Origin of the sequence: Microbacterium imperiale (assembly GCF_017876655.1) — a bacterium.
Taxonomy (GTDB): Bacteria; Actinomycetota; Actinomycetes; order Actinomycetales; family Microbacteriaceae; genus Microbacterium; species Microbacterium imperiale.
In genome coordinates this window covers 1366290-1390742 of record NZ_JAGIOK010000001.1, presented here as the reverse complement: position 1 = coordinate 1390742, position 24453 = coordinate 1366290, and the positions used below count along the sequence as shown (strand labels likewise).

Annotated in this window: 16 protein-coding genes; 13 read left to right on the top strand and 3 right to left on the bottom strand. The window is 71.2% G+C overall.

The genetic code is table 11. The features are described 5' to 3' along the window. Entirely contained in the window at nt 1-609 is a 609-nt protein-coding gene (locus JOF37_RS06735) for an arsenate reductase/protein-tyrosine-phosphatase family protein (RefSeq protein ID WP_210006146.1), read from the bottom strand. Nucleotides 610-663: 54 nt separating this feature from the next. Between JOF37_RS06735 and JOF37_RS15765 the strand changes: the two genes are divergently transcribed. The 9 genes from JOF37_RS15765 to JOF37_RS06690 all read left to right on the top strand — a co-directional run bounded on the left by JOF37_RS15765 (nt 664) and on the right by JOF37_RS06690 (nt 13502). Further along, nucleotides 664-1500, top strand: coding sequence for a CPBP family intramembrane glutamic endopeptidase (locus tag JOF37_RS15765; protein WP_210006145.1), 837 nt, complete (start codon nt 664-666; stop codon nt 1498-1500). Between the two features lie 93 nt (nt 1501-1593). Further along, nucleotides 1594-3270 (top strand): sensor histidine kinase, encoded by a 1677-nt coding sequence (locus JOF37_RS06725; protein ID WP_210006144.1) that lies wholly within the window; start codon nt 1594-1596, stop codon nt 3268-3270. 171 nt (nt 3271-3441) lie between these two features. Next, nucleotides 3442-6264: a right-handed parallel beta-helix repeat-containing protein gene (locus JOF37_RS06720; protein ID WP_210006143.1), complete on the top strand. Its 2823-nt coding sequence runs from the start codon at nt 3442-3444 to the stop codon at nt 6262-6264. Continuing rightward, on the top strand, nt 6261-6992 hold the full coding sequence (locus tag JOF37_RS06715) for an alternate-type signal peptide domain-containing protein (protein ID WP_210006142.1): 732 nt from the start codon (nt 6261-6263) through the stop codon (nt 6990-6992). The genes JOF37_RS06720 and JOF37_RS06715 overlap by 4 nt, the downstream gene beginning before the upstream one ends. Next, nucleotides 6989-7891 carry a hypothetical protein gene (locus tag JOF37_RS06710; RefSeq protein ID WP_210006141.1) on the top strand — a complete coding sequence of 301 codons (903 nt, stop codon included), beginning with the start codon at nt 6989-6991 and terminating at the stop codon, nt 7889-7891. The genes JOF37_RS06715 and JOF37_RS06710 overlap by 4 nt, the downstream gene beginning before the upstream one ends. 80 nt (nt 7892-7971) lie before the next feature. Next, nucleotides 7972-8781, top strand: a complete 810-nt coding sequence (locus tag JOF37_RS06705) for an alternate-type signal peptide domain-containing protein (RefSeq protein WP_210006140.1) — start codon at nt 7972-7974, stop codon at nt 8779-8781. A 111-nt stretch (nt 8782-8892) separates the two neighbouring features. After that, nucleotides 8893-9825 carry a signal peptidase I gene (locus JOF37_RS06700; protein ID WP_210006139.1) on the top strand — a complete coding sequence of 311 codons (933 nt, stop codon included), beginning with the start codon at nt 8893-8895 and terminating at the stop codon, nt 9823-9825. Next, the gene (locus tag JOF37_RS06695) at nt 9822-10880 is read left to right on the top strand and encodes a hypothetical protein (protein ID WP_210006138.1); all 1059 of its coding nucleotides are present in this window, start codon (nt 9822-9824) and stop codon (nt 10878-10880) included. Before JOF37_RS06700 ends, JOF37_RS06695 begins: the two co-directional genes overlap by 4 nt. Before the next feature lie 39 nt (nt 10881-10919). Then, nucleotides 10920-13502, top strand: coding sequence for a helix-turn-helix transcriptional regulator (locus JOF37_RS06690; RefSeq protein ID WP_210006137.1), 2583 nt, complete (start codon nt 10920-10922; stop codon nt 13500-13502). A 5-nt stretch (nt 13503-13507) separates the two neighbouring features. Here JOF37_RS06690 and JOF37_RS06685 read toward each other — a convergent pair whose 3' ends face one another. Further along, complete coding sequence (locus JOF37_RS06685; protein ID WP_210006136.1) at nt 13508-15184, bottom strand: sensor histidine kinase; 1677 nt, start codon at nt 15182-15184, stop codon at nt 13508-13510. Between the two features lie 231 nt (nt 15185-15415). Between JOF37_RS06685 and rplM the strand changes: the two genes are divergently transcribed. Genes rplM through glmM form a run of 3 tightly spaced genes read left to right on the top strand, consistent with a single transcriptional unit; the run spans nt 15416 to nt 17747 of the window. Further along, complete coding sequence (gene rplM / locus JOF37_RS06680) at nt 15416-15862, top strand: 50S ribosomal protein L13 (protein ID WP_112617876.1); 447 nt, start codon at nt 15416-15418, stop codon at nt 15860-15862. Between the two features lie 29 nt (nt 15863-15891). Then, on the top strand, nt 15892-16383 hold the full coding sequence (gene rpsI / locus JOF37_RS06675) for a 30S ribosomal protein S9 (RefSeq protein ID WP_023954328.1): 492 nt from the start codon (nt 15892-15894) through the stop codon (nt 16381-16383). A 5-nt stretch (nt 16384-16388) separates the two neighbouring features. Further along, nucleotides 16389-17747, top strand: a complete 1359-nt coding sequence (gene glmM, locus JOF37_RS06670) for a phosphoglucosamine mutase (RefSeq protein ID WP_210006135.1) — start codon at nt 16389-16391, stop codon at nt 17745-17747. Nucleotides 17748-17828: 81 nt separating this feature from the next. Here glmM and JOF37_RS06665 read toward each other — a convergent pair whose 3' ends face one another. Next, complete coding sequence (locus JOF37_RS06665; RefSeq protein WP_210006134.1) at nt 17829-21770, bottom strand: IPT/TIG domain-containing protein; 3942 nt, start codon at nt 21768-21770, stop codon at nt 17829-17831. 655 nt (nt 21771-22425) lie between these two features. Here JOF37_RS06665 and JOF37_RS06660 point away from each other — a divergent pair. Next, nucleotides 22426-24438 (top strand): glycoside hydrolase family 71 protein, encoded by a 2013-nt coding sequence (locus JOF37_RS06660; RefSeq protein ID WP_210006133.1) that lies wholly within the window; start codon nt 22426-22428, stop codon nt 24436-24438. Nucleotides 24439-24453: the final 15 nt, after the last annotated feature.

Below are 24453 nucleotides of genomic sequence, written 5' to 3'. Positions count from 1 at the left end.
TCAGGTCGGAGTCGGTGCCACCGCCAGGCGGACGATGCGGACCACCGCGTCGAGCGCGGGATCGAGCTGCACGGCCGACAGCTCGTACGTCGCCCAGGACCGCCGATACGGGTCGATGACGTCGTCGTCGGCCGGGTCGGCGGGAGGAAGCACGAGCCCGCGCTGCCCCGACACGGCCGTCAGCGCGCCGCGCAGCCGCCCGGCGGCATCCTGGTCCGGTGCCGCCGCCGCGGCCGCGAGCACCGCCGCATCCGAGAGTGATCCGGCGAGGCGTGCGAACTCGCGGACGGTGAAGGCCACGCGCGATCGGGCGGGGGCGAGTTCGGCGACGGCGCGCCGGTGATCGCGTGCCATCGCGAGCACGAGATCGGCCGAGGCCAGATGCGCCTCGCTGAGGAACCGCGCCCGATGCGCGGCTGCGTCGGCGGCCGGGATGCCGCGGGCGACGGCGAGCCGCTGGGCCTCGTCGGTCATCGCGTGGTCGGCCAGACCCCGGGTGCCGGCGCTGACGACCGAGACGCCCAGGTCGGCGAGCCGCGTGCGCAGCGCGAGCGCGGCCAGCGGCGAGCGGCAGATGTTTCCCGTGCAGATCGTGACGATCTCGACCAAGGGGACCTCCGAAGACGGGGCGCCGGTTCGCGGACTGCCGGGTAACGTGGGCGCGTGCACACCCACCCTAGCGAGCCGCTTCCGGCCTCCGTCGCGGCGGAGGAGTCGCTCGCGCACGACACGAGCGCAGATCCCTCGGAAGCGCTCGAGCCCGGGCGCACATCGGGTCGCCGTCGGCGTCGCACCGACTGGCGCGAGGGCGGGTCCACCGTCCGCACGTGGCGCGAGATGCTGATCGCGTGGTCGGTGCTCGGTCTCGGGGCGGGCGTGCTCGCCGGCTACCTCATCGTCACGCTGCAGCCGACCGCCGCCTGGGCCGGATGGGTCGCGACCGGCCTGCTGTGGCTGGGCATGCTCGTACCCATCGTCATCGCGCTGCGGCGCTCGCGCCCCGCGGGGCTGCTGCGCTTCCGACCGTCCGACGTGCTGCTGGGGCTCGGGTTCGGGGCCATCCTGCGGCTGTGCCAGGGGCTCATCCAGCAGGCGGTCACGGGGCAGGCGGCGTTCCCGGGCATGGTGCTCGTGGACGGGCGGCTGCCGATCAGCTGGTGGTTCACCGACGCCCTCGCGGCGGGTGTGATCGGGCCGGTCATCGAGGAGTTCTTCTTCCGCGTCGTCCTGCTCGTCGCGATCTACACGGTGCTGCGGCGTCCCGCCGGTCACGTCGTCGCCGGACTGGCCGCCCTGCTCATCTCGTCGGCCGTCTTCGTCGTCGTGCACCTGGTCGACGGCAGTCTGGGTGCCGACGCTGTGCTGTCGATCGGCCTGGTCGGGGTCGTGTGCGCGATGCTCGTGCTCGTCACCGGGCGCATCTGGCCCGCCGTCCTCGCGCACGTCGTCTACAACGTCGCCGGGGTGGGCCTCGTGCTGATCGGCACCTTCGCCGCGTAATGAGTCCGCGCGGCCCGGCCGCGCGCTGGTAGCATCGCGCCGACATCAGGCGTACCCGACGGCTGGGTCGTTCAGGGGAATGCGCTTCCGGCGATGAGGATCTGGTGGAACGCGGTCACCGGCGGGGCGTTCTACACCCGCTGGAGCGCCGTGCTGTCGCTGCTCGTGGCGAGCCTGTTCTCCGTGCCCTCGATCGGGGGCACCCGTCCCGAGGACTACCTGCGCGGCGTCGTCGTCGCCGGCCTCGGGTGGGCGGTGCTCGCGGCCGCACTCGTGCCGGCCGCCGTCGCCGAACGGATGCTGCGTGCGCGGCCCGCGCGCGCCGTCGTGGTGCTCGGCTCGCTCGTCGCGGTGGCGACGTGCCGGTCGAGCGTGAACGACGCCGTCAGCGTCGCCCTCTTCGGTCTCGCGCCCCACGGGATGCCGGGAGCCCGCATCGCGACGAACCTCGTGACGGCGTTCGCGCTGCTGTCGATCGTCGCGGTCATCACCTCGCGCCACGCCGCCGCGCTCGCCGCCGCTCAGCGCCTGCGCGATGCGCTCGACCGCGTCGAGGTGGCCCGGGCCCGCAGCGAGGAGCGCGCACGCGCGGTGGGCGGCGAGATCGCGGGAGCGGTGACCGATCTGCGTGAGGCGCGGGAACGGATGCTCGCCGGGCCCGTGGACTTCGACGCCGTGCGGGCGTTCGCCGAGCGCGTGCGCGCCGTCAGCCACTCGCTCGATCGCGGTCTCCGCGAGCGCGCTGACACACCGGTGCCCCGGAGAGCGGGGCCGGGCCGGCCGCCCGAGCCGGCGCCGCCGGTGTCGCACCGCCTCGTCGCGCCGCCGTGGTTCAGCGTGGCGCCGCTGTACGCGTTGGGCTGCTTCCCGTTCGCGGTGGCCGCCGGGGGAGTGGGGGTGGGGCTGGGCGGCCTCGCCGGCGGCATCCTCGTCGACCTCCTCGCCGGAGCCGCCACCCGGCGCTGGGCGGCTGCGCCCCGAGGCGGAGCCGCGTTCGTCGCCGTCTGGCTCGTCGCCGGTGTCGGCATGGCCGGCGTGACGTATGCGTTCCTGCCGGCCATCGGCACGCTCGGGCTCGTCCCGGTGCTCGCGGTGCCGCTCGTGGCGGTGCTCGTCAGCCTGTGTCGTGACGCCCTCGCGCGAGCGCGCGCCGACGAGCGCCGCGCGACGACCGGACTCGCCGACGCCGCGCGCGAAGCCGCCGCCGCCGACGTGCGCGCGCAGGCGCCCGTGCGCCGCGCGGTCGACATCCTGCACGGGCGGGCGCAGGGAGCGTGCGTCGTGTTCGCGGCGCGGGTCGACGACCGGGAGCCGACGGCGGACGAGGTCGCGGACTTCCGCGGGCGCACCGAGGCGGCCTTCCACGCCCTGCTGCACCCCGCCGACACCGACCCCGCGACGGCGCGCGACGCGCTCGACGGGCTCGTCGACGCCTGGCGCTCCGCGGTGACGGTCTCGTGCCGGGTCGAGGCCGACGCCGCCGCGATGCTCGCCGGCCTGGCGGCATCCGATCGCATCGTCACGGCGGTGAACGAGGCGCTGGTCAACGCCGTCAAGCACTCGGCGGCTCGGGTGGCGGACGTCCGCGTCGACCGCACGCCGGCGGGCGCGCTGCGGGTGCGCGTGACATCCCCCGGCCGGCTCGCTCCGTCGCGACGGTCGGGGCTCGGCACGAATCAGCCCGGCATCCGGCTCTTCCAGGACGGCGACGATGTGGTGTTCGAGATCACCGTCGCGGATGCCGTCGCGCCCCGCACTCCGCACTCCTGACGCGCCCCTCGTCCCGCGTACTGAAACGGCCCGAGCCGGCCTCGTACGTCACACGGAAACGTTCTGAACTTCTGTGGTCTGACCACCTCAGTACGCCATATGGCATGGATTCGCCGCTGTCGCGCTCGAAAGCTATTCACGCAATCGGGCACAGCGACACGGAGGATCGGCATGGAACGACGCGACAAGTCTGCGAAGCGCGCCGCACGCGCGGGCGGCACCGCCACCCGCAGGTGGAAGCGTATCGCGGCCGCGATCACCACCACTGCGGCGCTCATCGGCGGGTCGCTGGTCGCCGCTGCGAGCGCGCAGGCGGTGACCCACACGTTCGTCATCGAGTCGCTCATCACGACCGCGAACGCCCGCGGGGCCAACGTCGGCGACGGTGTCTGTCGGAGCGTCGCCGGTCCGTGCACGCTCCGCGCCGCGCTCGAGGAGGCCAATGCGCTGAATCTGCCGAAGGGTTCGATTCTCATCACCGCAGCCGAGGGGCTGAGCGGAAACATCAACGCGACCGACGGCACGACGGTGCGCATGCACAACGGGAGCATCAACAGCTGGGACGGCGGCGCACACTTCGCCGTCACCGCGCCCGTGATCCTCGATCTCGACAACCGCATCACGATGCAGACCAGCTCCCGTACGACCTCGGCCCTGTTCTACATCAACGGGCCCGACATCGAATTCCGCAACATGACCCAGATGCTCTCGGGTCGCACATCGCTCTCGTTCGGTGCGCGGGCCGACGGATTCATCCTGGACGGCGGGTCGACCATCGCGACCCGCAACAACTTCCCCGAGCGGTTCGTCCTGCTGACCGAGGGTGCGAAGAACGTCACCATCCGCAATTACCGCGTCCAGGGCTTCGCTCAGGCGCGTCCGCGGACGGCGGTGTTCCACTTCAACCTGCGCGACAGCACTCCGGTCGAGAACTTCCGTGTCGAGAACTTCCACATCACGTATCCGACCTCCGGCTCGTGCACCGCGACCAACGGGGCCGGGTGCGCCACAGACTTCGTCCAGTTCGAGCCGCGCGGCCGAGGCGGCGTCGTGGACGGGTTCACGTTCGTCAACAGCAGCGTCACCAACCTCCCCGAGCGGTTCTCGTTCCAGTTCGCCACAGGCGCGATCTCGCAGGACATCCGGATGTCGAACATCGACATCTCGCACAATCGCTTCATCAACCACCGCGGCGTGTGGCGCGCCACGACCGATGCCCTCATCGCCCTGCCCCACGGGGAACTCGGCGGCGAGAACCGGATCGTCGGCAATGAGTTCGTGCGGGCGGCCAGCGGGCAGGGCTATGCGATCTCGTGGGACGGGCTCACCTCGCCCGGCAACGCCGGCAACCTCGAGATCAGCGACAACCATTTCGACGGATTCGACCTCGCGTCGATCTATCTGAACCGCACCGGAAACGTCACCGTCGAGCGCAACACCTTCGGCGATCGCAGCGGAAGCAAGCCGCGCCCGGCCCTCGACGAGGAGATGTCCTACCTTACGCCGGCGCTACTGGCGAACGCCGTGAACGCGAACGGCAACGTCCTGACCTGGTTCCCGTCGTCCGACGCCACGGTGCTCACCGGCGACGTCCCGGAGGGGGCCGCCACCGCGGAGTCGCCGTTCGCCGATCGGGCCATGTGTCCCGCGTTGTTCGACGTGTCGCCGCCGCGGAGCGGTGCGGCGGCGACCGGCGAGGTCGATCTCGACGTGTATTGGACCGCCGACCGCACGGCCGAGGTCTACCTCGGGCGCGCGTCCGCGATCTCGGGCGACAGCGCGACAATCCAGGTCGACCTCCCGGTCGGTGCCGTGCAGCTGCCCACGACGAACCCCGACGTGATGAGCGACGTCACGATCGCCGACCCCGACACCGGCGCGGTCGGTGGCTACCTCCGCGTGCAGACGCAGACCTCCACGTCGCAGTCATCGCAGTACTCGCGTGTGGTGCCGCTGAGCGGCAATTGCCGCCCGCAGCTGACGGTGGAACGCGCCGAGGGACAGAACAACCCGACCCTCGCGCGGGACCTGCACTTCACGATCACCTCGTCGGTGCCCCTGGACCCCGATTCGGTGTCGGCGGAGGCGCTCGAGCTGTCGACCGAGGCGGTCGAGCAGACCATCGACGAGGCCCGGTTGAACCCGCGCATCATCTCGGTCGAGCCGGTCGCGGGCGCGTCCTCGCGCGAGTTCACCGCCGTGGTGCGGGTCGACGACTCCGCCCGCGTCGATGTCGCGATCCCCGCCGATCGCGTGTCGGGCGTCGGCGGGATGACGAACCCCGAACCGGCGGTGAACGACGAGGCCTGGATCGAGTTCACGAACCCGATCGTCGCGTCTCCGTCGGACTTCACCGTGGTGACCGGTGACGCCGAGGGTCAGACGTTCACGTTCGATCTGCGCACCGGAGCGCCGGAGCCGACGGCAGAGGTGCGGTTCTCGTCCGCCGTCGACGAGGCCGGTGTGGTTCACGGGGTCAGCCTGAGCGACCCGATCCCCGTGATCGGGCCGGGGGCCACGGCATCCGCTCCCATCCGCGTGACGGCGGAGGACGGGAACGTCCCCGCGAACACGCCGGTGGTGATCGGCAGCACCGTGGTCTCGGACGACAGGAACTACGACGAGCTGGTCGTGCCGTCCGTCCTCGTTCGGCTGTTCTCGACCGATCCGTCGCTGCGCATCGAGAAGCGCGCGTTCGTCGACGTGGCCGACTCGTCCTCCCCGCAGCAGATCATGGCGACGGGCACCGAGGCGCTCACCGGCACCCGGCTGACCGACGGGCAGGCGGTCTGCTTCGTCTACACCGTCACGAACGTGTCGGCCGATGACTGGGCGACGCAGCTGCGTGATCTCGTCATCACCGACAGCGACACCCGCCTCGGCGAGGACGGTGTCATCGGGAGGATCGACCGGCTCGAGATCGGCGAGTACGCGCACCTGTCGGCGTGCGGGGCCCTGATCCCGGTCGACACGACGACGGGAAGCAGCCGGTGACCGGGGCGGCGAACGCCGCCGGCCCCACCCGCCGCGAGCTGCGCTCGGAGCACGTCCGTCCCGCGGGCGAACGGGCACGGACCTGGCCGTTCAGTCGGCGTGCGAGTGTGCTGCTGGCCGGGGGCGCCGCGGCGGCCCTGCTGCTCGGCGCAGGCGGGGCGACCTTGGCGCTGTGGTCGGGCTCGGCCACGTTCGCCGGGGCGCCGATCACGGCGGGCGATCTGAACATCACCCGCGGCGACGGCTACTGGCAGCAGGTCACCCCCGGCGTCGCCGATCCGGCGTCCGGTTCGCTCGAGCTGGCGGCAGCGGACTTCCCCTCGATGCCCGGCGACATCGTCGAGGTCGTCATCCCGATCCAGACGACCCTGCAGGGCGAGAACCTGCAGGCCGAGCTGTCGGTCGACTCGCGGCCGGCCCTCACCTCGGAGCTGGCCGACGGCAGCGTCGTCGCGACCTACCGTGTCGAGCGCGCGGACGAGGACGGCACCTCGAGTCCCGTGACCGAGCAGATCCCCGTCGGGACGCCGACCACGGTGCCGGGCCTCCAAGGTTCGTCCGCGGGGCGGACCGACGACTGGCTGGTGATCGTCACGACCGAGATCCGGGGTGACTACCTGTGGCGTCCGGTCGCGACGGTCGGGCCCGCAGCGTGGACGCTGGATGACCTGACCGTCTCGCTCGATCAGGTCCGTCCGGGATCGTCGGCGAAGGGGGCACCCTCGTGAAGCGCGCGACGACGCAGCGGGTCGTCGCGGGCGGCGTCGCCGTCGGGCTCGTGCTTACCGGTGCAGCGCTCGCGAACGCGCTGTGGAACGCCTCAACCCGCATCAGCGTGCCCTCGTTCCCGGTCGGATCCGTCGCCTTCGGGGCGTACCCGTCGAGCTCACCGCAGGCGATGGTGTCGTCGACGGGCGGCGAGGCGGTCACCGTCGTGCTGCCCGGTTCGCGGCTGGCTGAGCTCCTCACGCCGCCCGAAGAGAAGGCCGAACCGCTGATCTGGCGCTTCACCGCGCGGGGCTCGGCCCTCGGAATCGCGGGCATGGACTACGACGTCGAGGTCCGCGAACAGCGCTTCGGCGACGACGTCCACGATCTGGCGTCCGGGCACGCTCAGCCCAACACGGTGCTCGGCAACTCGACGATGAAGATCTACCGCGCCGGACTGGGCGGTGACTGCTCGGCGATCCCCGCGCTTCCCGACGACGCGGACGGCCGCAACATCTACGTGTTCGACGGCGACGACCACGTCCTGCAAGAGCCCGGCGCCGGCATCCCCGGCGAATCGACCGAGCAGGAGTGGTGCGCGGCGGTCGAGTGGAATGCCGAAGAGGACGGCCGCTACCGCAACAGCGTGCAGGTCGTCGCTGTGACCGACAACGGCGCACGCGCCGGAGCCGTCGACGACTGGCACAGCCTCGTGGGCATACCGCCCGCCCTCGACATGGTCGGAACGTACCGCAGCTTCGCCGAGGCCGAGGGGGTCGGCGAGAACGGAGCCTCGGTCACCGGCCGCGACGCGTGGGAGGCCGACCTCTATCCCGACGGCTCGACCGAGCCGGATGTCGTGATCGCTCTGCGTCCGACCGTCACGAACCTCAACCCCGATTTCTCACCGAGTCCCTGACTCTTTCCGCCTTCGGCGGTGTCGACGAGCGCCGATACCGCTGACCTGTCCCGCGCTCACCACCAAGGAGATACAACGACATGACGAACAACGATCAGATCCTCGTGGTCACGGAGGAGAAGAAGCGCCGCCGTGGCGTGGTGTGGGTCGCCGCCGGTGCGTCCGCGCTGCTGCTGGGAGGCTCGACCTTCGCCCTGTGGTCGGCTTCCGACACCTTCTCGGGCGGCACGATCACCGCTGGTGACCTCAACATCGCGCAGCTCGAAGACACCTCGTTCTGGGACGTGTCGAACGACCGTCTGGACGCGACGGAGACGGTCGGTTCGACCGACGGTTCGCAGCCGGGTCACCGGATCGATGACATCGCCACGTGGCGTATCGCTCCGGGCGACAAGGTCGCGGCGTCGTTCGAGACCACGGTCACCCTCGAGGGTGACAACCTCGTCGCCCGTGTCGGTCTGGACGGCCTCGACCAGCTCGAGTCGGAGATCCCGGGGCTGTACTACAGCTACGAGGTCTACTTCGACGGTCAGCCGCTGATCAACGAGACGGTGCTGCCCACCGGTGCCGACGCGCCGCTGCTGTACCTGGCGGCTTCGACCGAGGGCCAGGCGAGCGGTCAGGACGACGCGACCCACGGCACGCTCGGCGATGTTCAGCCCGTCGACGGGCTCGACGCGCAGTCGGCGGTGTTCGGCATGCCCGGCACCACCGCTGACCTGAACGTCGTGGTGTACGCCTCGTTCTACGAGGACGTCGACGGCGAGTTCCGTTACACGGAGAACTCCGTCACCGTCACCGACCGCACCTACGTGACCCTCGCGAACACGATCGCGGACCTCACGCTGAACCTGACGCAGGTGCGTGACACGGGCGCTCAGTTCAGCTGATCTGACGCGTCCCGGGTCTTCCGACCCCGCGCAGCCCGCCGTGCCCGACGGCGGGCTGCGCGGCCCCCACCGACCTCATCAGCGGCCCTCGGGTCGCGGAGAAGAGAAGCCATGGCACCCGCTCTGCGATCGCGCGAACGGCCCCGGCGGCGTGTGCGCGCGACCGCGACGCCGTGGTTCGACTCGCCCTGGCGCATCGCTGCCCGCGCGGTCTCGTCAGCGGTCGTGATCGTCGTCGTCGCGGCTCTGGTCGCTCTCGTGGCGGTGCCGCGCCTGACCGGCGGTGACTCGCTCACCGTCCTGTCCGGGTCGATGGAACCGACGTTCTCGGCCGGAGACGTCATCGTCGTTCGAGGCATCGACGAACGCAAGGTCTGCTCCGACGTGTCCATCGGGTCGATCGTCACGTTCTTCCCCGAACCCAACGACCCCACCCTCATCACCCACCGCGTCATCGGCAAGACCATCGGCACCTTCGACGACGGCACCGACTGCCGCCTGATCACCCAGGGCGACGCCAACAACACCGCCGACGCCCCCGTGTCACCCCAGCAGGTGCGGGGAGTGTTCCTGTTCGGCGTGCCCGGACTCGGCTGGCTCCGACAGTGGGTGGCCGATAACCCGCTCCTCCTCGCCGCCGGCATCGGCGCCGTCGTCATCGGATGGATGCTGTTCGCGCCCCGCCGCTCCCGCTCCACGGTCATCACCGTGCCCCGCAGCGATGCTGCATCCGCCAACGCAGCACCTCCCTCCTCCTCACCGATGATCGCCGCGTCTTCGGACGTCGACACGGCTTTGCGCGAGCGTGAGCTCGCCCTCCGTGAACGCGAACTCGAACTGCGCGAACGGGAGCTCGATCTGGCCCTTCGTCGGGCGGGTGAGCCGCAGGTTCCGATGACGGCGCCGGACCCATGGACGCCCGGTTCCGCCAGCGCCGACCTCGACGCAACCACCGTCGACGCGCTCGAGCGGATCCTGCGCGACGCCGCACCCGACACGACCACCCGGTCCTCCTCACCGACCCCACCTAGGAGCGAGCAATGACCGTCTCCCGTGTTCCCGGCCCCGCCCGCGTCGAGCCCGCGATCCCGATCACCTCGTCGGGCCTCAGCCCTCGCGGGCGGGCGATCGCCGCGCTGCTGGCGACGGCGATCCTCCTCGCTGCCACGGCGGTCCTCGCCGCGGCGGAGGCGCTCCCGACCCTGGGTACTCGGGCGGCCGACGACAGGGCCGCCGTCGGTGCGGTTCAGAGCGAAACGGCGACCGTCGGCACCGACCGGCGCGGCGCCGAGCCCATCGTCAGTGGTGGTGCGGTCGCGCCGGTGATCGAGGCGCACTGGGACGGCCCGGCCGTTCATCTCGACTGGCAGGGCGTGCCCTATGCCCGCGCCGAGACGAGTTTCGTCGGCGATCGCGTCGCCGTCCCCGGTGACCGGACGGTGCGGACGTTGGACATCGTCAACGCCGGCCCCGCGACCGGGGTGATGAGCGTGGTCGTGGACTTCGACGAGCAGATTCCCGCGGGAGCCCGGAACCCCCGCCTGGGTGAGGACATCATGATCTTCTGGGAGCTCGGCGACCTCACGGGCCAGCAGAGCTTCTCCGCCCTGGCCGCGAACGACCGGGTCGAGATCGCCGAGCTCGCCCTGGACCAGGACGAGACGGTGCAGCTCACCATGGGGTTCGAGATGCCCCACGAGGTGGAGAGCTCCCGGTCTCTCGGCGCCGAGTCGACCCTGCTCCGCTTCGACGTGGGCATCGAGATGCGCGACGAGGCCGGTGCCGGCGGACCCGGTGTCGGCGGACCCGGTGCCGGCGGGCCCCGGCCGCCCGGACTCGCCGTCAGCGGCGGGCAGCTCGCCCTCGCCGCGATCGCCGCGGCCGTCGCCCTCACCCTCCTCGGCCTGCTGCTGCTCGCGCTGCGACGCCGTGACCGCCGCTGCGACGACTGCGACCGCGACATCCCGTCCGACGAGCCACGGATCACCATTCGCACCCCGCAGCAGCGACCCGAGACCCTGTGCTCGGACTGTGCCGCGAGCCGGTCATGGGCTGAATCCACAGGCCGCAGCGAGAGTGCGACCACGCTGCTAGCGTGACCCATCGTCTCGCTGGCACCGCACCAGGAAGGATCTCCGATGAGGGGTCGGGAGCGCAGCCTCGCGAGGGCTGAGAGTCTCATCGAAGCCGGGCGCAGCATCGACGTCGTGGGCAGTCGCGGCAGCGGGCGGAGCACCTTCTTCCGAGCGCTCAGCGAGCGTTTGCGCGACCGCGGGTGGACCGTGTTCATGATCCGAGGCGTCGCATCGCTGCGCGCGACGCCGTTCGCCGCGATCGCACTGGCCGGAGTCGTCGAGACGCCGCCGGCACAACGCAGCGACGCCATCGCCGAGCGGGTCGGACATCGCCTGCTCGACAAGGTGCGCGAACAGCGGACGACCATCTTCATCGACGACTGGAACGATCTCGACGAGTCCTCCTGGGGCGTGATCGAGTACGTGCGCAGCGTCACCGGGGTGCCGATCGTCATCGCGCGGCTGCGCGGCCTGGCCGCCCGCCACACCCCCAGCGGCCTGTCCGCATCGACGCTCGCCCGGACTTCCTCGATCGACATGACGCCGCTGCGTTTCGAAGAACTCGACGACATCGTCGGCGCGGCGCTGGGCGGCCCGGTCGACGCCGCAACGTCGCAGCGCGTGTACGCGATGTCGGGCGGCAACGTCGGGCTCGCCCTCGCGATGGTCGACGCATCCGTACGCGATGGGCGGCTCGTCCGGGCCGGAGGAGAGTGGTGGACCGCAGCGGGGGATCTGTGGTGCTCCAGCCTCCGAACGGCCGTCGAGATGCATCTCGACGGCCTCTCCCCGGCCGCGCGCGATGCCCTCGAGACGATTGCCATCATCGGGAGCCCCGAGCTCGACATCGTCCGCCGGCTCGTCGGTTGGGAGACGCTCGAGTTCCTCGAGGAACGCGCCCTCATCGCCGTCGTGCCCGCTGTTCCCGGCGCTCTCGTCTCGGTCATCCCGCCGCTGTTCGTCAGCTACTTCCGACACGAACCGCTCACGGCGCGCCGTATCCGATTGACCGAGCGCATCGCGGCGACTCTGGGCGAGGACGGCGGCGCCGTGGCCGGTTGCGGCGACGGCGACATCCTGCCGGTGCGCACGAAGCAGAACGCGCTTCTCGCCGGCATGCTCCGCGAGAACGCGGCCGGCCGCGCCGCTGCGGTGGCGTACGAGTGGCAGCAGAACCCGTCCGCACGCACGGCAGCGGCATACATCGCATCGCTCTCGCAGAGTGAGGGGTCGGAGGCACCGGCCACGATCGCACGGGTCATCGCCGAGACCGATCCGCGCAGCGGCGACATCGCCTCGCGCGCGGAGTACTGCCGCGTGCGCGCTCGGTGGCTCGCGTACGCCTGCGGTGATGTCGACGGTGCGATCGCCCTGCTCGAGGCCGAGGCGCCGGAGCTGTCGGTCTACGGGCGCATCCTCGACGCCACGCGCCTGTCGATCCTCGCCGACCTCCGCTCGGTGCCCGACGGATTCGAGGCGGACCTCGACATCTCGGACGGGGAGCCGGTGCCCGTCCAGGTCGCGCTGCTCGAGGCGCGCGTGCACGTGTTCACCGTGGCGGCGCGATTGCGCGACGCCGACCGGGCGTACCGCGAGCTGGGGCGTCTCGACCCGCAGCGGCAGAGCTACGCGGCCCGCATCCTGGCCGACGTCGGGCGCCTGGTCGGCGGTTCCTTCGACGCCGGCTACCGCGACCTGCTCAGCGGGCTCGACGAGGCCCGCGGAGCGCTCGACCTCGAGATGTTCCGCGCCTTCTCGTGCGGGGCCGTCTACGGCCACCTGCATGCCGGCGACATGACCGAGCTGGGCGACCTCATCGACGTCTGTCTCTCGACGGGGGCGCTCGCGCCGCTGCCCGCCGGTGGTCGCGCCTCGATCCTCGTCGCCGCCGTCCTCCTCGCGGCGGGGCGCGGGCAGATCGAGCTCGCCACCAAATACGCCGCGCGGGCGCGTCAGGAGTGGGTCGTCGATGGCGCGTTCCCGGGTCAGTCGCTGGCGTGGATGGATGCCGCTCTGGCCACCCTGGACGGGCGGCCCGAGGACGGAGCTGATGCCCTCTGGCGTGACTCCGTCGCGCTGCGCGACCGGGGGGCCGTGTTCGCCGCGCAGCTCGGCATGCTCGCCGCCGTCGAGATCGCCCCGAACGCCGAGCGTCTGGCCGAGGCGCAGCGGCTGCTCGACGCGGCGCCTGACACGCTCGGATTCCGTGCGCAGGCCGACTACCTCGCCGCCCGCAACGGACGCGACGCGGTGGCTCTGCGAGCGGCGGGACGGTCGCTCGAACAGCACGGCCGCTACGGGCTGGCGATCGCCGCCTATCGCCTGCTGGCCGATTGGGCCGGCGAGGACCGCGATGCCGCAGGCGAGGCCGATGCCGCCGAGCTCGAGCGTGCGCTGCGTGCGCGACGGGGCAGCCGCGCCGTCAATCACGCGCGCTTCGCGGTGGAGGCGACGCGACTCACCAAGCGCGAGCGGCAGGTCGCCGACCTCGTTGCGGCGGGTATGAACAATCAGGAGATCGCCTCGACGCTCGTCGTGAGCGTGCGGACGGTCGAAAGTCACGTCTACCGCATCATGCGCAAGCTCGAGGTCGGCTCGCGCGAGCTCATCGGGCCGCGCCTGGCAGGGGTCAACGGCTCGGCGTGACGGCGTCAGCCGGCGGCATCCACCCGTCCCGCCGTGTCGTCCGCGTCCTCGGGTAAGCGGCGGGGGAGCGTGACCGTCATGGCCGTGCCGCCCGCCGCGGAGGGTCCCACGCGGATCTTCCCGCCGTGGGCGACCACGGCGTTGCGGACGACCGACAGGCCGATGCCGAAGCCCTGAATGGCGTTCTCTCGCGCGAAGTCGGTGCGATAGAAGGGGTCGAAGACACGGGAACGCTCGGCCGCTGTCAGACCCGGTCCGCTGTCGCTCACGGCGATGTGGATGCCGGTGTCGTCGATGCGCTGGCCCACCACGACCGCCGACGAGGGCGGGCTGAACTTCACGGCGTTGACGAGGAGTTCTTCGAGTGTCTGGCGGATGCGGACGGGATCGAGGACGACCCGGTCGCCCGTCGCGCCGATCTGCTGAATGGAGCTGCCGCGACGTTCCGCTCGTGGACTGACCGCGCGGACGGCCGAGTCGATGATGTCGCTCAGCACCACGGCGCGAGGCGAGATCGGGCTCTCGGACGACGCCGCGGCGAGCAGCTCGTTCATCCGGTCGCGCAGCACCAGGACGTTCCGCTCGATCATCGACAGGTACCGTGCCGCGGCCGGGTCGGAAGCGCCGACGTGCTCGGTGAGCAGGTCGAGGTACCCGGTGACGCTCGTCAGCGGCGTGCGCAGCTCGTGCGACACCGTGCGGAGGAAGTCATGCCGGATCTGCGCGGCATCCGCCATGTCGGTGACGTCGTAGGCCGCGATGAGAGTGCCGAGAAGGGTTCCGTCGGCGCGGCGCACGCTGTCGGCGTCGGCGATGATGGCGCGCTGCATCGCGGGCGGCCCGACCCATTCGACCGCGTTGCTGATCCGGTCGCCGCGCAGGGCCCTCGGGATGAGCTGGTCGTGCGGTGGCACCGGCGTCGATCGGTCCGCCGCGAGCACCGCGTCACCGGCATAGGGCGGCTGATCGAGCGAGAAGCCCATGGCCTGCGACAGTTCCTCGGCGGTGCGGTTCGCCAGCACCAGCCGGCCTTGCCCGTCGTAGAGGACGACGCCGCTGCGCACAGTATCGAGCACGGTGCGCAGCACGAGCTCGTTGTCGTGAGCTCGGGTCAGTGCGCGGGCCCGGGCGTCGTGGGCGGCCCGGAGGCGCGCAGCGTTGCGACGCAGGTGCTGCGCGGCGAGATTGACGATCACCGCGACGCCGAGGATGAGGCCCGGCAGGGTCACGACGTTGACCCAGTCCAATGCGGTCTCGGGCCACGAGCCCCGCGTCAGGAACGGCAGCGAGGTCATCAGGGCCGCGCCGCCCACCGCGGCGATGAACGCCACCGGCGGGAAGGCGTAGGCGATCCACAGGATCGGGAAGATGGCGAGCATCGTGACGGCTGGCAGCAGAGCGCGCAGCTCGGTGCGCAGCAGAGCGACGGCCACGATGTCGGCGATCGCGACGACGATCAACCACGTCGGAGAGAAGCGCTCCCACGGCACGAACACCGCGGCGATCGAGGCGACGAGGATCAGCAGAGCCGCGATGACGACGAGGGGAGTCGACAGGGCGTCGGGCACCGCGACGGCCAGGCCGGTGAACACCAGCAGCGTGCCAACGAGAAACGGCAGTTGCGCGCGCATGAAGACGCGCAGGCGCCCTCGGCGGGCGCGCTGCATCTGGAACAGGGGCACGGGTCTTCCTCTCCGATCCGGTCGGTGCATCCGAGATCGAAGAGCAGCCCCGGGGGAATGAGGTGCGGCTTTGATAACGTCAGTGGATAGCGTACGCTGTCTCTTTGGTGCCCGCAGCCCACGGGCTGGGCGCCACGAACGTGAGCCCTCCACTGGCGTGTTCTCGAAGGAGAACCACCCCGGAGCGGGATTCACGAACTCCTCCGTTCGATTCAAGAAAGCAGCACTACTGTGACGCGCACTTTCACCCCCAAGGCTGGCGAGATCCAGCGCGAGTGGCTGGTCATCGACGCAACCGACGTCGTCCTCGGCCGCCTCGCCTCGCACGCCGCGGTCCTTCTCCGCGGCAAGCACAAGGCTTCGTTCGCCCCTCACGTCGACACCGGTGACTTCGTCATCGTCGTCAACGCCGACAAGGTGGCCCTGACCGGTCAGAAGCTCCAGAAGAAGATGGCCTACCGCCACTCGGGCTACCCGGGCGGCCTCAAGTCGGTCTCCTACGAGGAGCTGCTCGAGAAGAACCCCGTCCGCGCGGTCGAGAAGGCCATCCGCGGCATGCTCCCGAAGAACAGCCTGGGCCGTCAGCAGCTGTCGAAGCTGAAGGTCTACGCCGGTGCCGAGCACCCGCACGCTGCTCAGCAGCCCACCACCTACACCTTCGACCAGGTCGCCCAGTAAGCGCCGCGAAAACACTCAAGGAAACACTGATGGCGAAGATCGCTGACTCCCTCGAGGAGACCCCCCAGAACTACTCGACCGAGACGCCCGCGTCGGAGGCCGCTGCCGCCGCCGCCCCGCGTCCGGTGCTGTCCGTCCCCGGTGCTGCCGTGGGTCGCCGCAAGCAGGCCATCGCCCGCGTGCGCCTGATCCCCGGCTCGGGCACCATCACGGTCAACGGCCGCACGCTCGAGGACTACTTCCCGAACAAGCTGCACCAGCAGCTCATCAACGACCCGTTCACGGTGCTCGAGCTCGCCGGCTCGTACGACGTGATCGCCCGCATCTCGGGTGGCGGCCCCTCGGGCCAGGCCGGCGCGCTGCGCCTCGGCATCGCCCGTGCGCTGAACGAGATCGACGCTGAGAACAACCGCCCGACCCTGAAGAAGGCCGGCTTCCTCTCGCGCGACGCTCGCGTGAAGGAGCGCAAGAAGGCCGGTCTCAAGAAGGCCCGTAAGGCACCTCAGTACTCGAAGCGTTAAGCTCCGTGGCGCTGTTCGGTACGGACGGTGTTCGGGGGCTGGCCAACGGCCCCCTCACCGCCGAACTCGCACTCACCCTGGCCCAGGCGACTGCCGTCGTCCTGGGCCAGGGCCGTATCGCCGAGGCACGCAAGGCCGCGGGCAAGCGGCTCACCGCCGTCGTCGCGCGTGATCCCCGCGTGTCGGGCGAGTTCCTGTCCGCCGCGGTCGCCGCCGGGCTCGCCTCGTCCGGCGTCGACGTCCTCGACGCGGGAGTCGTGCCGACGCCCGCGGCGGCGTTCCTCGTCGGCGACATCGACGCCGACTTCGGCGTGATGGTGTCGGCGTCGCACAACCCGGCGCCCGACAACGGCATCAAGATCTTCGCGCGCGGCGGCGTGAAGCTGCCCGACGAGGTCGAGCGGCGCATCGAGGCCGCCCTCGCGGGACCGAAGCTGCAGCCCACGGGCGCCGACGTCGGCCGCATCCGCGTCTTCGCCGACGCCGAGGACCGCTACGTCGTGCACCTGCTCGGCTCGCTGCCGCACACCCTCGACGGACTGCACGTGGTGCTCGACTGCGCAAACGGTGCGGCCGCGGGCGTCTCTCCTCAGACGTTCCGGGATGCCGGCGCGAAGGTCACGGTCATCGGGGCCGACCCCGACGGCATGAACATCAACGACGGCGTCGGCTCGACGCATCTCGATCGGGTCGCGGCGGAGGTCGTCCGCACCGGCGCCGACATCGGCATCGCCCACGACGGCGACGCCGACCGGTGCCTCGCGGTCGACGCGGACGGTCGCATCATCGACGGCGATCAGATCATGGCGATCCTCGCCGTGGCGATGAAGCAGCGGGGGCGTCTGCCCTTCAACACGCTCGTCGCCACCGTGATGAGCAACCTCGGCCTGCACCGCGCGATGGCCGACCACGGCATCACCGTCGAGCAGACCGCGGTCGGCGACCGCTACGTGCTCGAGCGGATGAACCAGGGCCGCTTCGGTCTGGGCGGCGAGCAGAGCGGGCATGTCATCATGAGCCGGTACGCCACGACCGGCGACGGCCTGCTGACCGGACTGCACCTCGCGGCCGAGATGGCTCGTCAGGGCAAGACGGCCGCCGAGCTGGCCGCCGTCATGACGGTGTACCCGCAGGTGCTGATCAACGTGCGCGGCGTCGACCGCGACCGTGTGAACGACGATCCCGGCGTGCAGGATGCCGTCGCCGCGGCGACCGCGCGCCTGGGCGACTCCGGCCGGGTCCTGCTGCGGGCCTCGGGCACCGAGCCGCTCGTCCGGGTCATGGTCGAAGCCGAGAGCGAGGCGGAAGCGACCGCCGTCGCCGAGCAGCTCGCGGACGTCGTGCGGGAGCGCCTCGCGCTCTGACCCCCACCGCAGAGGCCCCCTCCGTCTGAGTCGACGGAGGGGGCCTCTGGTGTCACGCTACGCTGACGCGGTCACGCCGGATCACGCGGTCCGGCGTCGCGCGATCGCGATCGCACCGCCCAGCATCAGCAGCAGTGCCGCCGCGGCGAGCGTGCCGAGGCCGTCGCCGCCGGTCGAGGCGAGCGTTCCGGTGCCGGTACCGCCCCCGGCGGCAGTGCCGGCCGCGGTGTAGGTGAAGGCGCCGGACTCGACCGCCGTCCCGCACTCACCCGCCCCGACGACCGTGATCGACACGGCACCCGTCGCCGCCGCGGAGGGCGCGATGGCGCGGATGACGCTGTCGCTCACGACCACGTACTGCGCGGGCACCTCGCCGAACAGCACCTGCGTGGCGCCGGTGAAGCACTGGCCCGTGATCGTGACGACCGTGCCGCCGCCGATCGGACCCGTGCCGGGGGTCGCGCCGCCGATGTCGGCCACCCGGTAGTAGGTGAACACCCCCGCGTCGCTCGACCCGGCGGGGCCGGTGACCACGACGTCGGCGTCGCCGACGGCGCCCGCGGGCGTGGTGACCCGCAGCTCGGTGTCGGAGACGACCGTCAGGTTCGAACCGGGCTGGCCGTCGAAGGTCACCGACGTCGCGCCGATGAAGTTCGACCCCGTGATGGTGACGACGGTGCCGCCGGTCTCGGGACCGCGGGCCGGGTCGATCGTTCCGATCACCGGCTCGTCGGTGTACTCGTACCCGTCGGGCAGCGTCTCGGATCCGCACGCCGCCGAGCCGACGACCTCGACGTCCACGACGCCCGTGCCGGCGGGCACGACAGCGGTGATCCGCGTGTCGCTCTCGACGGTGAAGCTCGTCGCCGGAACTCCGCCGAAGAGGACGGCCGTGGCGCCGGTGAAGCACGAACCCGTGATGACGACGGTGTTGCCGCCTGCCTCCGGACCGCCCGGAGGCGTCACGGCGTCGATCTCGGTGCCGGCGACGTAGGTGAAGTCGAACGGCGCGCTGTCGCCGTTCGGGTGGACCACCACGACGTCGACCAGGGCCGGCGCGTGGGCGGGTGTGGTGACGCGGATCTCGGTGTCGCTGACGACCTCGAGATCCGTGCCCGCGAGCCCGTCGAACGTCACGGCGGTGGCTCCGAGGAAGCCCTCGCCGAGGACCGTGACGACCGTGCCGCCGTCCTCCGGTCCCGAGCTCGGGTCGAGCGACGAGATCGCGGGGACGTCGAGGTACTCGAACTCGCCCGCGACGACCTCACCACCGGGGTGCGCGATCACGACGGGAACCGTGCCGGGCGCACCCGGAGGCGTCGTGACGCGGATCTCGGTGTCGCTGACGACCTCGAGGTCGACGCCGTCGGCCTCGCCGAAGCTCACGCCGGTGGTGCCGGTGAAGCCCTCGCCGATGATCGTCACGACGGTGCCACCGGTCTCGGGCCCGGTGACCGGGTCGAGGTCGGTGACGACCGGGGGAGCGACGTACTCGTAGCCGTCGGGGATCTCGGCGGTGCCGCAGTCGCCCGCGCCGACGACGGCGACGTCGACGGTGCCGGCGGTGCCCGCGGGCACCACCGCCGTGATCTGGGTCGGGCTGTCGACGGTGAAGCTCGTCGCCGGGACGCCGCCGAAGGTGACGCCCGTGGCCCCGGTGAAGCAGTCGCCCGTGATCACCACGGTGTTCCCACCTGCCTCGGGCCCGCTGCCGGGAGCGACATCGTCGATCTCGGCGACGTCGAAGTACTCGAAGTCCAGCGGTGCCGAAGCGCCCGCCTCGTTCGTGACCACGACGTCGACCACGCCGGGGGTGTGCGGCGGGGTGGTCGCCTCGATGACTGTGTCGCTGACCACCGTGAAGTCGGCCGCCTCGACACCGTCGAAGGTCACCGAGGTCGTGCCGGTGAAGTCCTCGCCCGTGATCGTGACGACCGTGCCGCCGAGCTCGGTGCCGCGCTCCGGCGCGATGGAGGCGAGCGTCGGTGCGCCGGGCTCGACGTAGACGAAGCCGTCCTCGACCACCGTCCCACCGCACTCGGTCGGGTTGACGATCTCGACGTCGACGGCTCCCGCGGCTCCCGCCGGCGTCGTCACCGTCAGCTCGGTGTCGCTGACGACGGTGAGGTCCGTTCCGGCGACGCCGTCGAACAGCACGGCGGTCGTGCCGGTGAGACAGGCGCCGGTGATCGTGACCGGGTCACCGCCCAACGTCGTGCCGGATTCGGGCGTGATCGCGTCGACCGCGGTGACGTCGAAGTACTCGAACGTGAGCGACGCGTCCGCGCCGTCGATGTTCGTGATCGTCACCGGTACCACGCCCGCCGCGGCCTGCGGCGGGGTGACGGCCGTGATCGTGCCGTCGGAGTTGATCGTGAACGACGTCGCCGGCACACCGCCGAACTCGACGGCGGTGACGGAGTCGAGCCCGGTGCCCGAGATCGTCGTCTCGGTGCCGCCGGTCACCGGCCCCCGGGTGGGGTCGATGGCCAGGTCGGCCGGAAGGGCGAGAGGAACGGCCCGCACGGTGGCGGACGCGAGGTTCAGCTCGACGCCCAGCAGCGCGGGGGCGACCCCGACCACGAGTGCGCGCTGCGTGAACGATCCCTCGTCGAAGCCGCGCGGATCGCGGAAGTCGCCCGGGGTCTCCTGCACGTTGACCGTGAGCGAGACGACGTCGCCGAGGACGTCGACGAGCGGGGCGAGCGTCGAGACGACTCCCGTGGCGGCGGTCGTGACGAAGGTCTCGACCGCGTCGGTGCTGAACACCGTCTCGATGAGATCGCCGACAGCGGGCAGGATCGTGTCGACGACGACTCCCACGATGGGGTCGGCGAGCGGGCCGAGAGGGGCGCCGAGGATTGTGCCGTCGGCGGTCACGACCGGTGCGGCGGCGCCCGGCGTGCCCAGCAGCCCGCCGACGGTGCCGTCGACCTCGATCGTCAGGTCGCCGATGCTCGGCGGCAGAAGCGGCAGCTCGACGGCGACGCCACTGTCGATCGTGATGTCGAGGGCCGCGCCGTTCACCGCCGCGGTGACGGCGGTGCCGATGCGCGCCGGCAGCTGCGTGGTGAGGATGTCGCTGATCGCGGCCGTCACCTCGCCGTTGAGCGTCGCCGCGTCGATGATCTCGGTGCCCGGCGGGAGGTTGTTCAGCTCGTACACCTCGTCGAGGTCAATGAGGATCTCGCCGTTCGAGAGCGTGATGGTGACGGGGCCGGACACGAACGGCGTCGCGGTCGCGGTCTCGAGGACGCCGCTGAGGTCGAGGGTGAGCGCCGTGGTCACTGCGGGGTCTTCGAGGTCGACGAGACCGCCCACGGCGGCCTCGAGCACCGTGTCGATCCCGCCGAGCAGCCCGCCGACCGTCGTGTCGATGGGGCCTCCGGCCACACCGAGCCCGGTGACGGTCTCGCCCGCGGTGGTGAGGTCGGCGTCCAACGCGGTGGCGAGCGCGGCGAGAGCGGGCGCGTTGGCGGTGATGAGTCCGCTCGCGATCTGGTAGTCGCCCGACGTCGTCATACCGTCGGCGGCACGTGTCGCCAGCGCCGAGGCCGAGACCGCGCCGAGTTCGATCGACAGCTGGCTGAGCAGCCCGTCCGCTCCCACCGCCCCGAGAACAGGTGTGAGGTTGAGCGTCGTGTTCTGACCCGCGCCGCCGTCGCCGACCGCGATCGCGCCGTCGGCGGCGAGCAGACCGGTCGCCGCGTAGGCCTCGCCCGCGGTGCTGCGCTGGTACTGCTCGGTCGCCCCGAGAGAGATGACGCTGTTCGGTCCGAACAGCTGCAGCCCGAGACCGATGTCGATCGCGCTCAGCAGCGACAGGTCGATCGCGCTCGACGACTCGGTCGCCGGCGGGAACGCGCCGTAAGCCCCGGCCAGCGCGGCGACACTGTCGAGATCGAGCGCTCCGCTGCTGGACAGGAAGACAGCCTCGGATTCGGCCCGATCGGTCGGAGCCGCGAAGGCCGCCCCGGCTCCGAACGAACCGGCCGCGAGGCCGAGACTGGTGCCCGCCGCCACGAGCGGAAGCCACCGCCGCGGTGGACGATCCGGCGCCCGCCCTCCTCGTCTCGACGTCCTGCGCATCCTGCTGCCCGTGCTCGCTTCGACCACCGGGTCCCCCTCGTCATTGAACGGAGCCACGCGACCACCTGTCACGTGGCGAACGAGTGCCCGTCGTCGGGCTGACTCGCTCCGCGGGAAAACTAGAGCGACGCGGGAACACGCGCGAAGGCCATTGACAGACCCTGAGGAAATCATCAGAATCCGATCAGCTTCGACTGAGTGCCGATGCGGCATCCGGCGGCTCTGCCATGCGCGGATCGCACCCGTTCCGAGGACCCCCTGCGCCGGCGCTCGTCCCCTCGAGCCTCGGTGCAGGGGGTCAGTCCGTCGTGCTGGCCCCAAATCAGCGGACGGACCCGAGCCAGGGGTCGAATCGGGTGACGACCCGGTCGGTCTCGGAACTGACCTCAGAGTAGGCCGCGGCGCCGCCGCGCGCAGGGGCTTCGCGGAACGTTGAGCGAACGTTGAGGTCTCCTTGTGGTGATCTTGCGGCACCGTCGCGCGCATTTTGCTCGCTCGGGGCTTCGTGACACACTCGGGGGGATTGCTGGGGGAGGGACTCGACGGGCGGTGCATGCTCGTCGAGGTGATTGCTACCCACGAGGAAGACATGAAACCCGCCAATCACAGTTCCCGAACCGCGCCCCCACGACGATCGGCGCGAGTCGTCGTCGCCGCCCTGTCCGCGCTCGCGGTCGTCGTCGGTGCAGCCGCATCGGCCCAGGCCGCCGACGACATCGCGCCCCAGGCGACGGCGCCGAGCACAGTGACGGTGACGGTCGCACCCAGCGATCTCGCGACCGTCTCGTCGCGAACACCCCAGACAGTCCTGAAGACCGAGGCGCTCAGCGTGACGTCCACGCAGGACCGCAGCTACGCGCGCTTCACGCTGCCGGCGGACGTCGACACCACGCAGCCCGTCTCCGCGTCGCTGTCGGTGATGGTGCGCCACTCGACGGCGACCGCGAGCGGCGTAGACGTCTACGCGGAAAGCGGTGTTTGGTCGGGGTCGACGCTGACGTACGCGAACCGCCCCGCCGAGACCGGAGTCCGGCTCGCGCAGTCGACCAGCACGGCGCGCACCGGCTCGGCGCTGACGTTCGCGCTCGGCGACGTCGCGCGGACGGCCGTCGGAGGCCAGCTCTCGCTCCGGCTCATGTACCGGCAGAAGCACGTCTCCACGACGTTCGTCCGTACCGGCGACACGGCACCGGCGCTGACGATCACCTACACGCGCAAGCCTGCTGCGGCGCCCACGACGCCGCCGAGCGCACCCGCACCCCCGAGTCAGCCCGCGCCGCCGCCGACGGTCGACAGTCCGCGGAAGGTATTCGCCCACTACTTCCCGCCGTACCCGCTCTCGATCGACAACAAGCCCGCGGCGAGCGACTACTACGCACGCAACTACCTGAGCCCCGACGGCGAGGGCGGCAGGCACGCTCGATACGGCGGGCTGCTGCGCGACCGGCCGCTCGCCGTCGCGCCCGCGAGCTCGTTGTCGTGGCGGCTCGACAACCTGCGGCGTGAGGTCGCGCAGGCGAAGAGTGCCGGTATCGACGGCTTCACCGTGAACATCATGAGCCTGAGCGGGACCAACTGGGAGGCGACGAAGAACCTGTTCGCCGCCGCGGAACGTGAGGGCGGGTTCGTCGTGGTCCCGATGATCGACGCGTCCGCTTCAGTGGCCGCCGCCGATCCCGCGACCGTGGCCGACCGTCTTGCGGAGCTCTACCGGTCGAAGGCGGCGTTCCGAGCGGGCGACCGGATGCTGCTGTCGTCGTTCGCCGCCGAGAGACGCAGCGTCGACTGGTGGTCGCGCATCATCGACCGGTTGAAGCGCGTGCACGGCGTGCCTGTCACGTTCCAGGCCGTGTTCCTCAACGCCTCGGACGCCAACATGTCCGCCTTCCGCGGGATCGCCGACGGTTACGGGAACTGGGGCGTGCGGACGCAGTGGCACACCGCCAACGGTCCTGACTACGCCGCGCGCGCCGCAGCCTTGGGGAAGACGTGGATGGCTCCCGTCTCGGTACAGGACTACCGGCCGCGCGCGGGAGTATTCGCGGAGTCCGGCAACACCGACAACCTGCGGGCCTCGTGGCGGCGCGCGATCGACGACGGCGCCGAGTACGTGCAGCTGGTGACGTGGAACGACTACAGCGAGAGCACGCAGTTCGCGCCGTCGGCCGACCACGGCGACACGTTCCTGGACATCAGCCGGCCCTACCTTGACTGGTTCCACAGCGGCACGCAGCCCAAGGTGGCTCAGGACCAGGCCTTCCTCGTGCACCGCACGCAGGCGGTCGGTGCCCGACCGAGCCTCAGCCACCTGCTGGCCACGCCGACGCTCGGGGGAACCTCCGCCACTCCGACCGACGAGGTGGAGGCCGTCGTTTACCTCACCGCTCCGGCGACCCTCACGGTCACGGTCGGCGACACGGCGACCCGATTCGAGGCCCCGGCGGGTCGGTCGGTGTACACGGTGCCGCTGCGGGCCGGCTCGGTGTCGGCGAGCATCGACCGCGCCGGCTCACGGGTGATCTCGCTGACCTCCCCGTACCGGGTCGTCGGAACCCCACCGGTGCAGGATCTCAGCTACTACGGAGTGAGCAGCGTCCGCTGACGCACGGCGACCGGG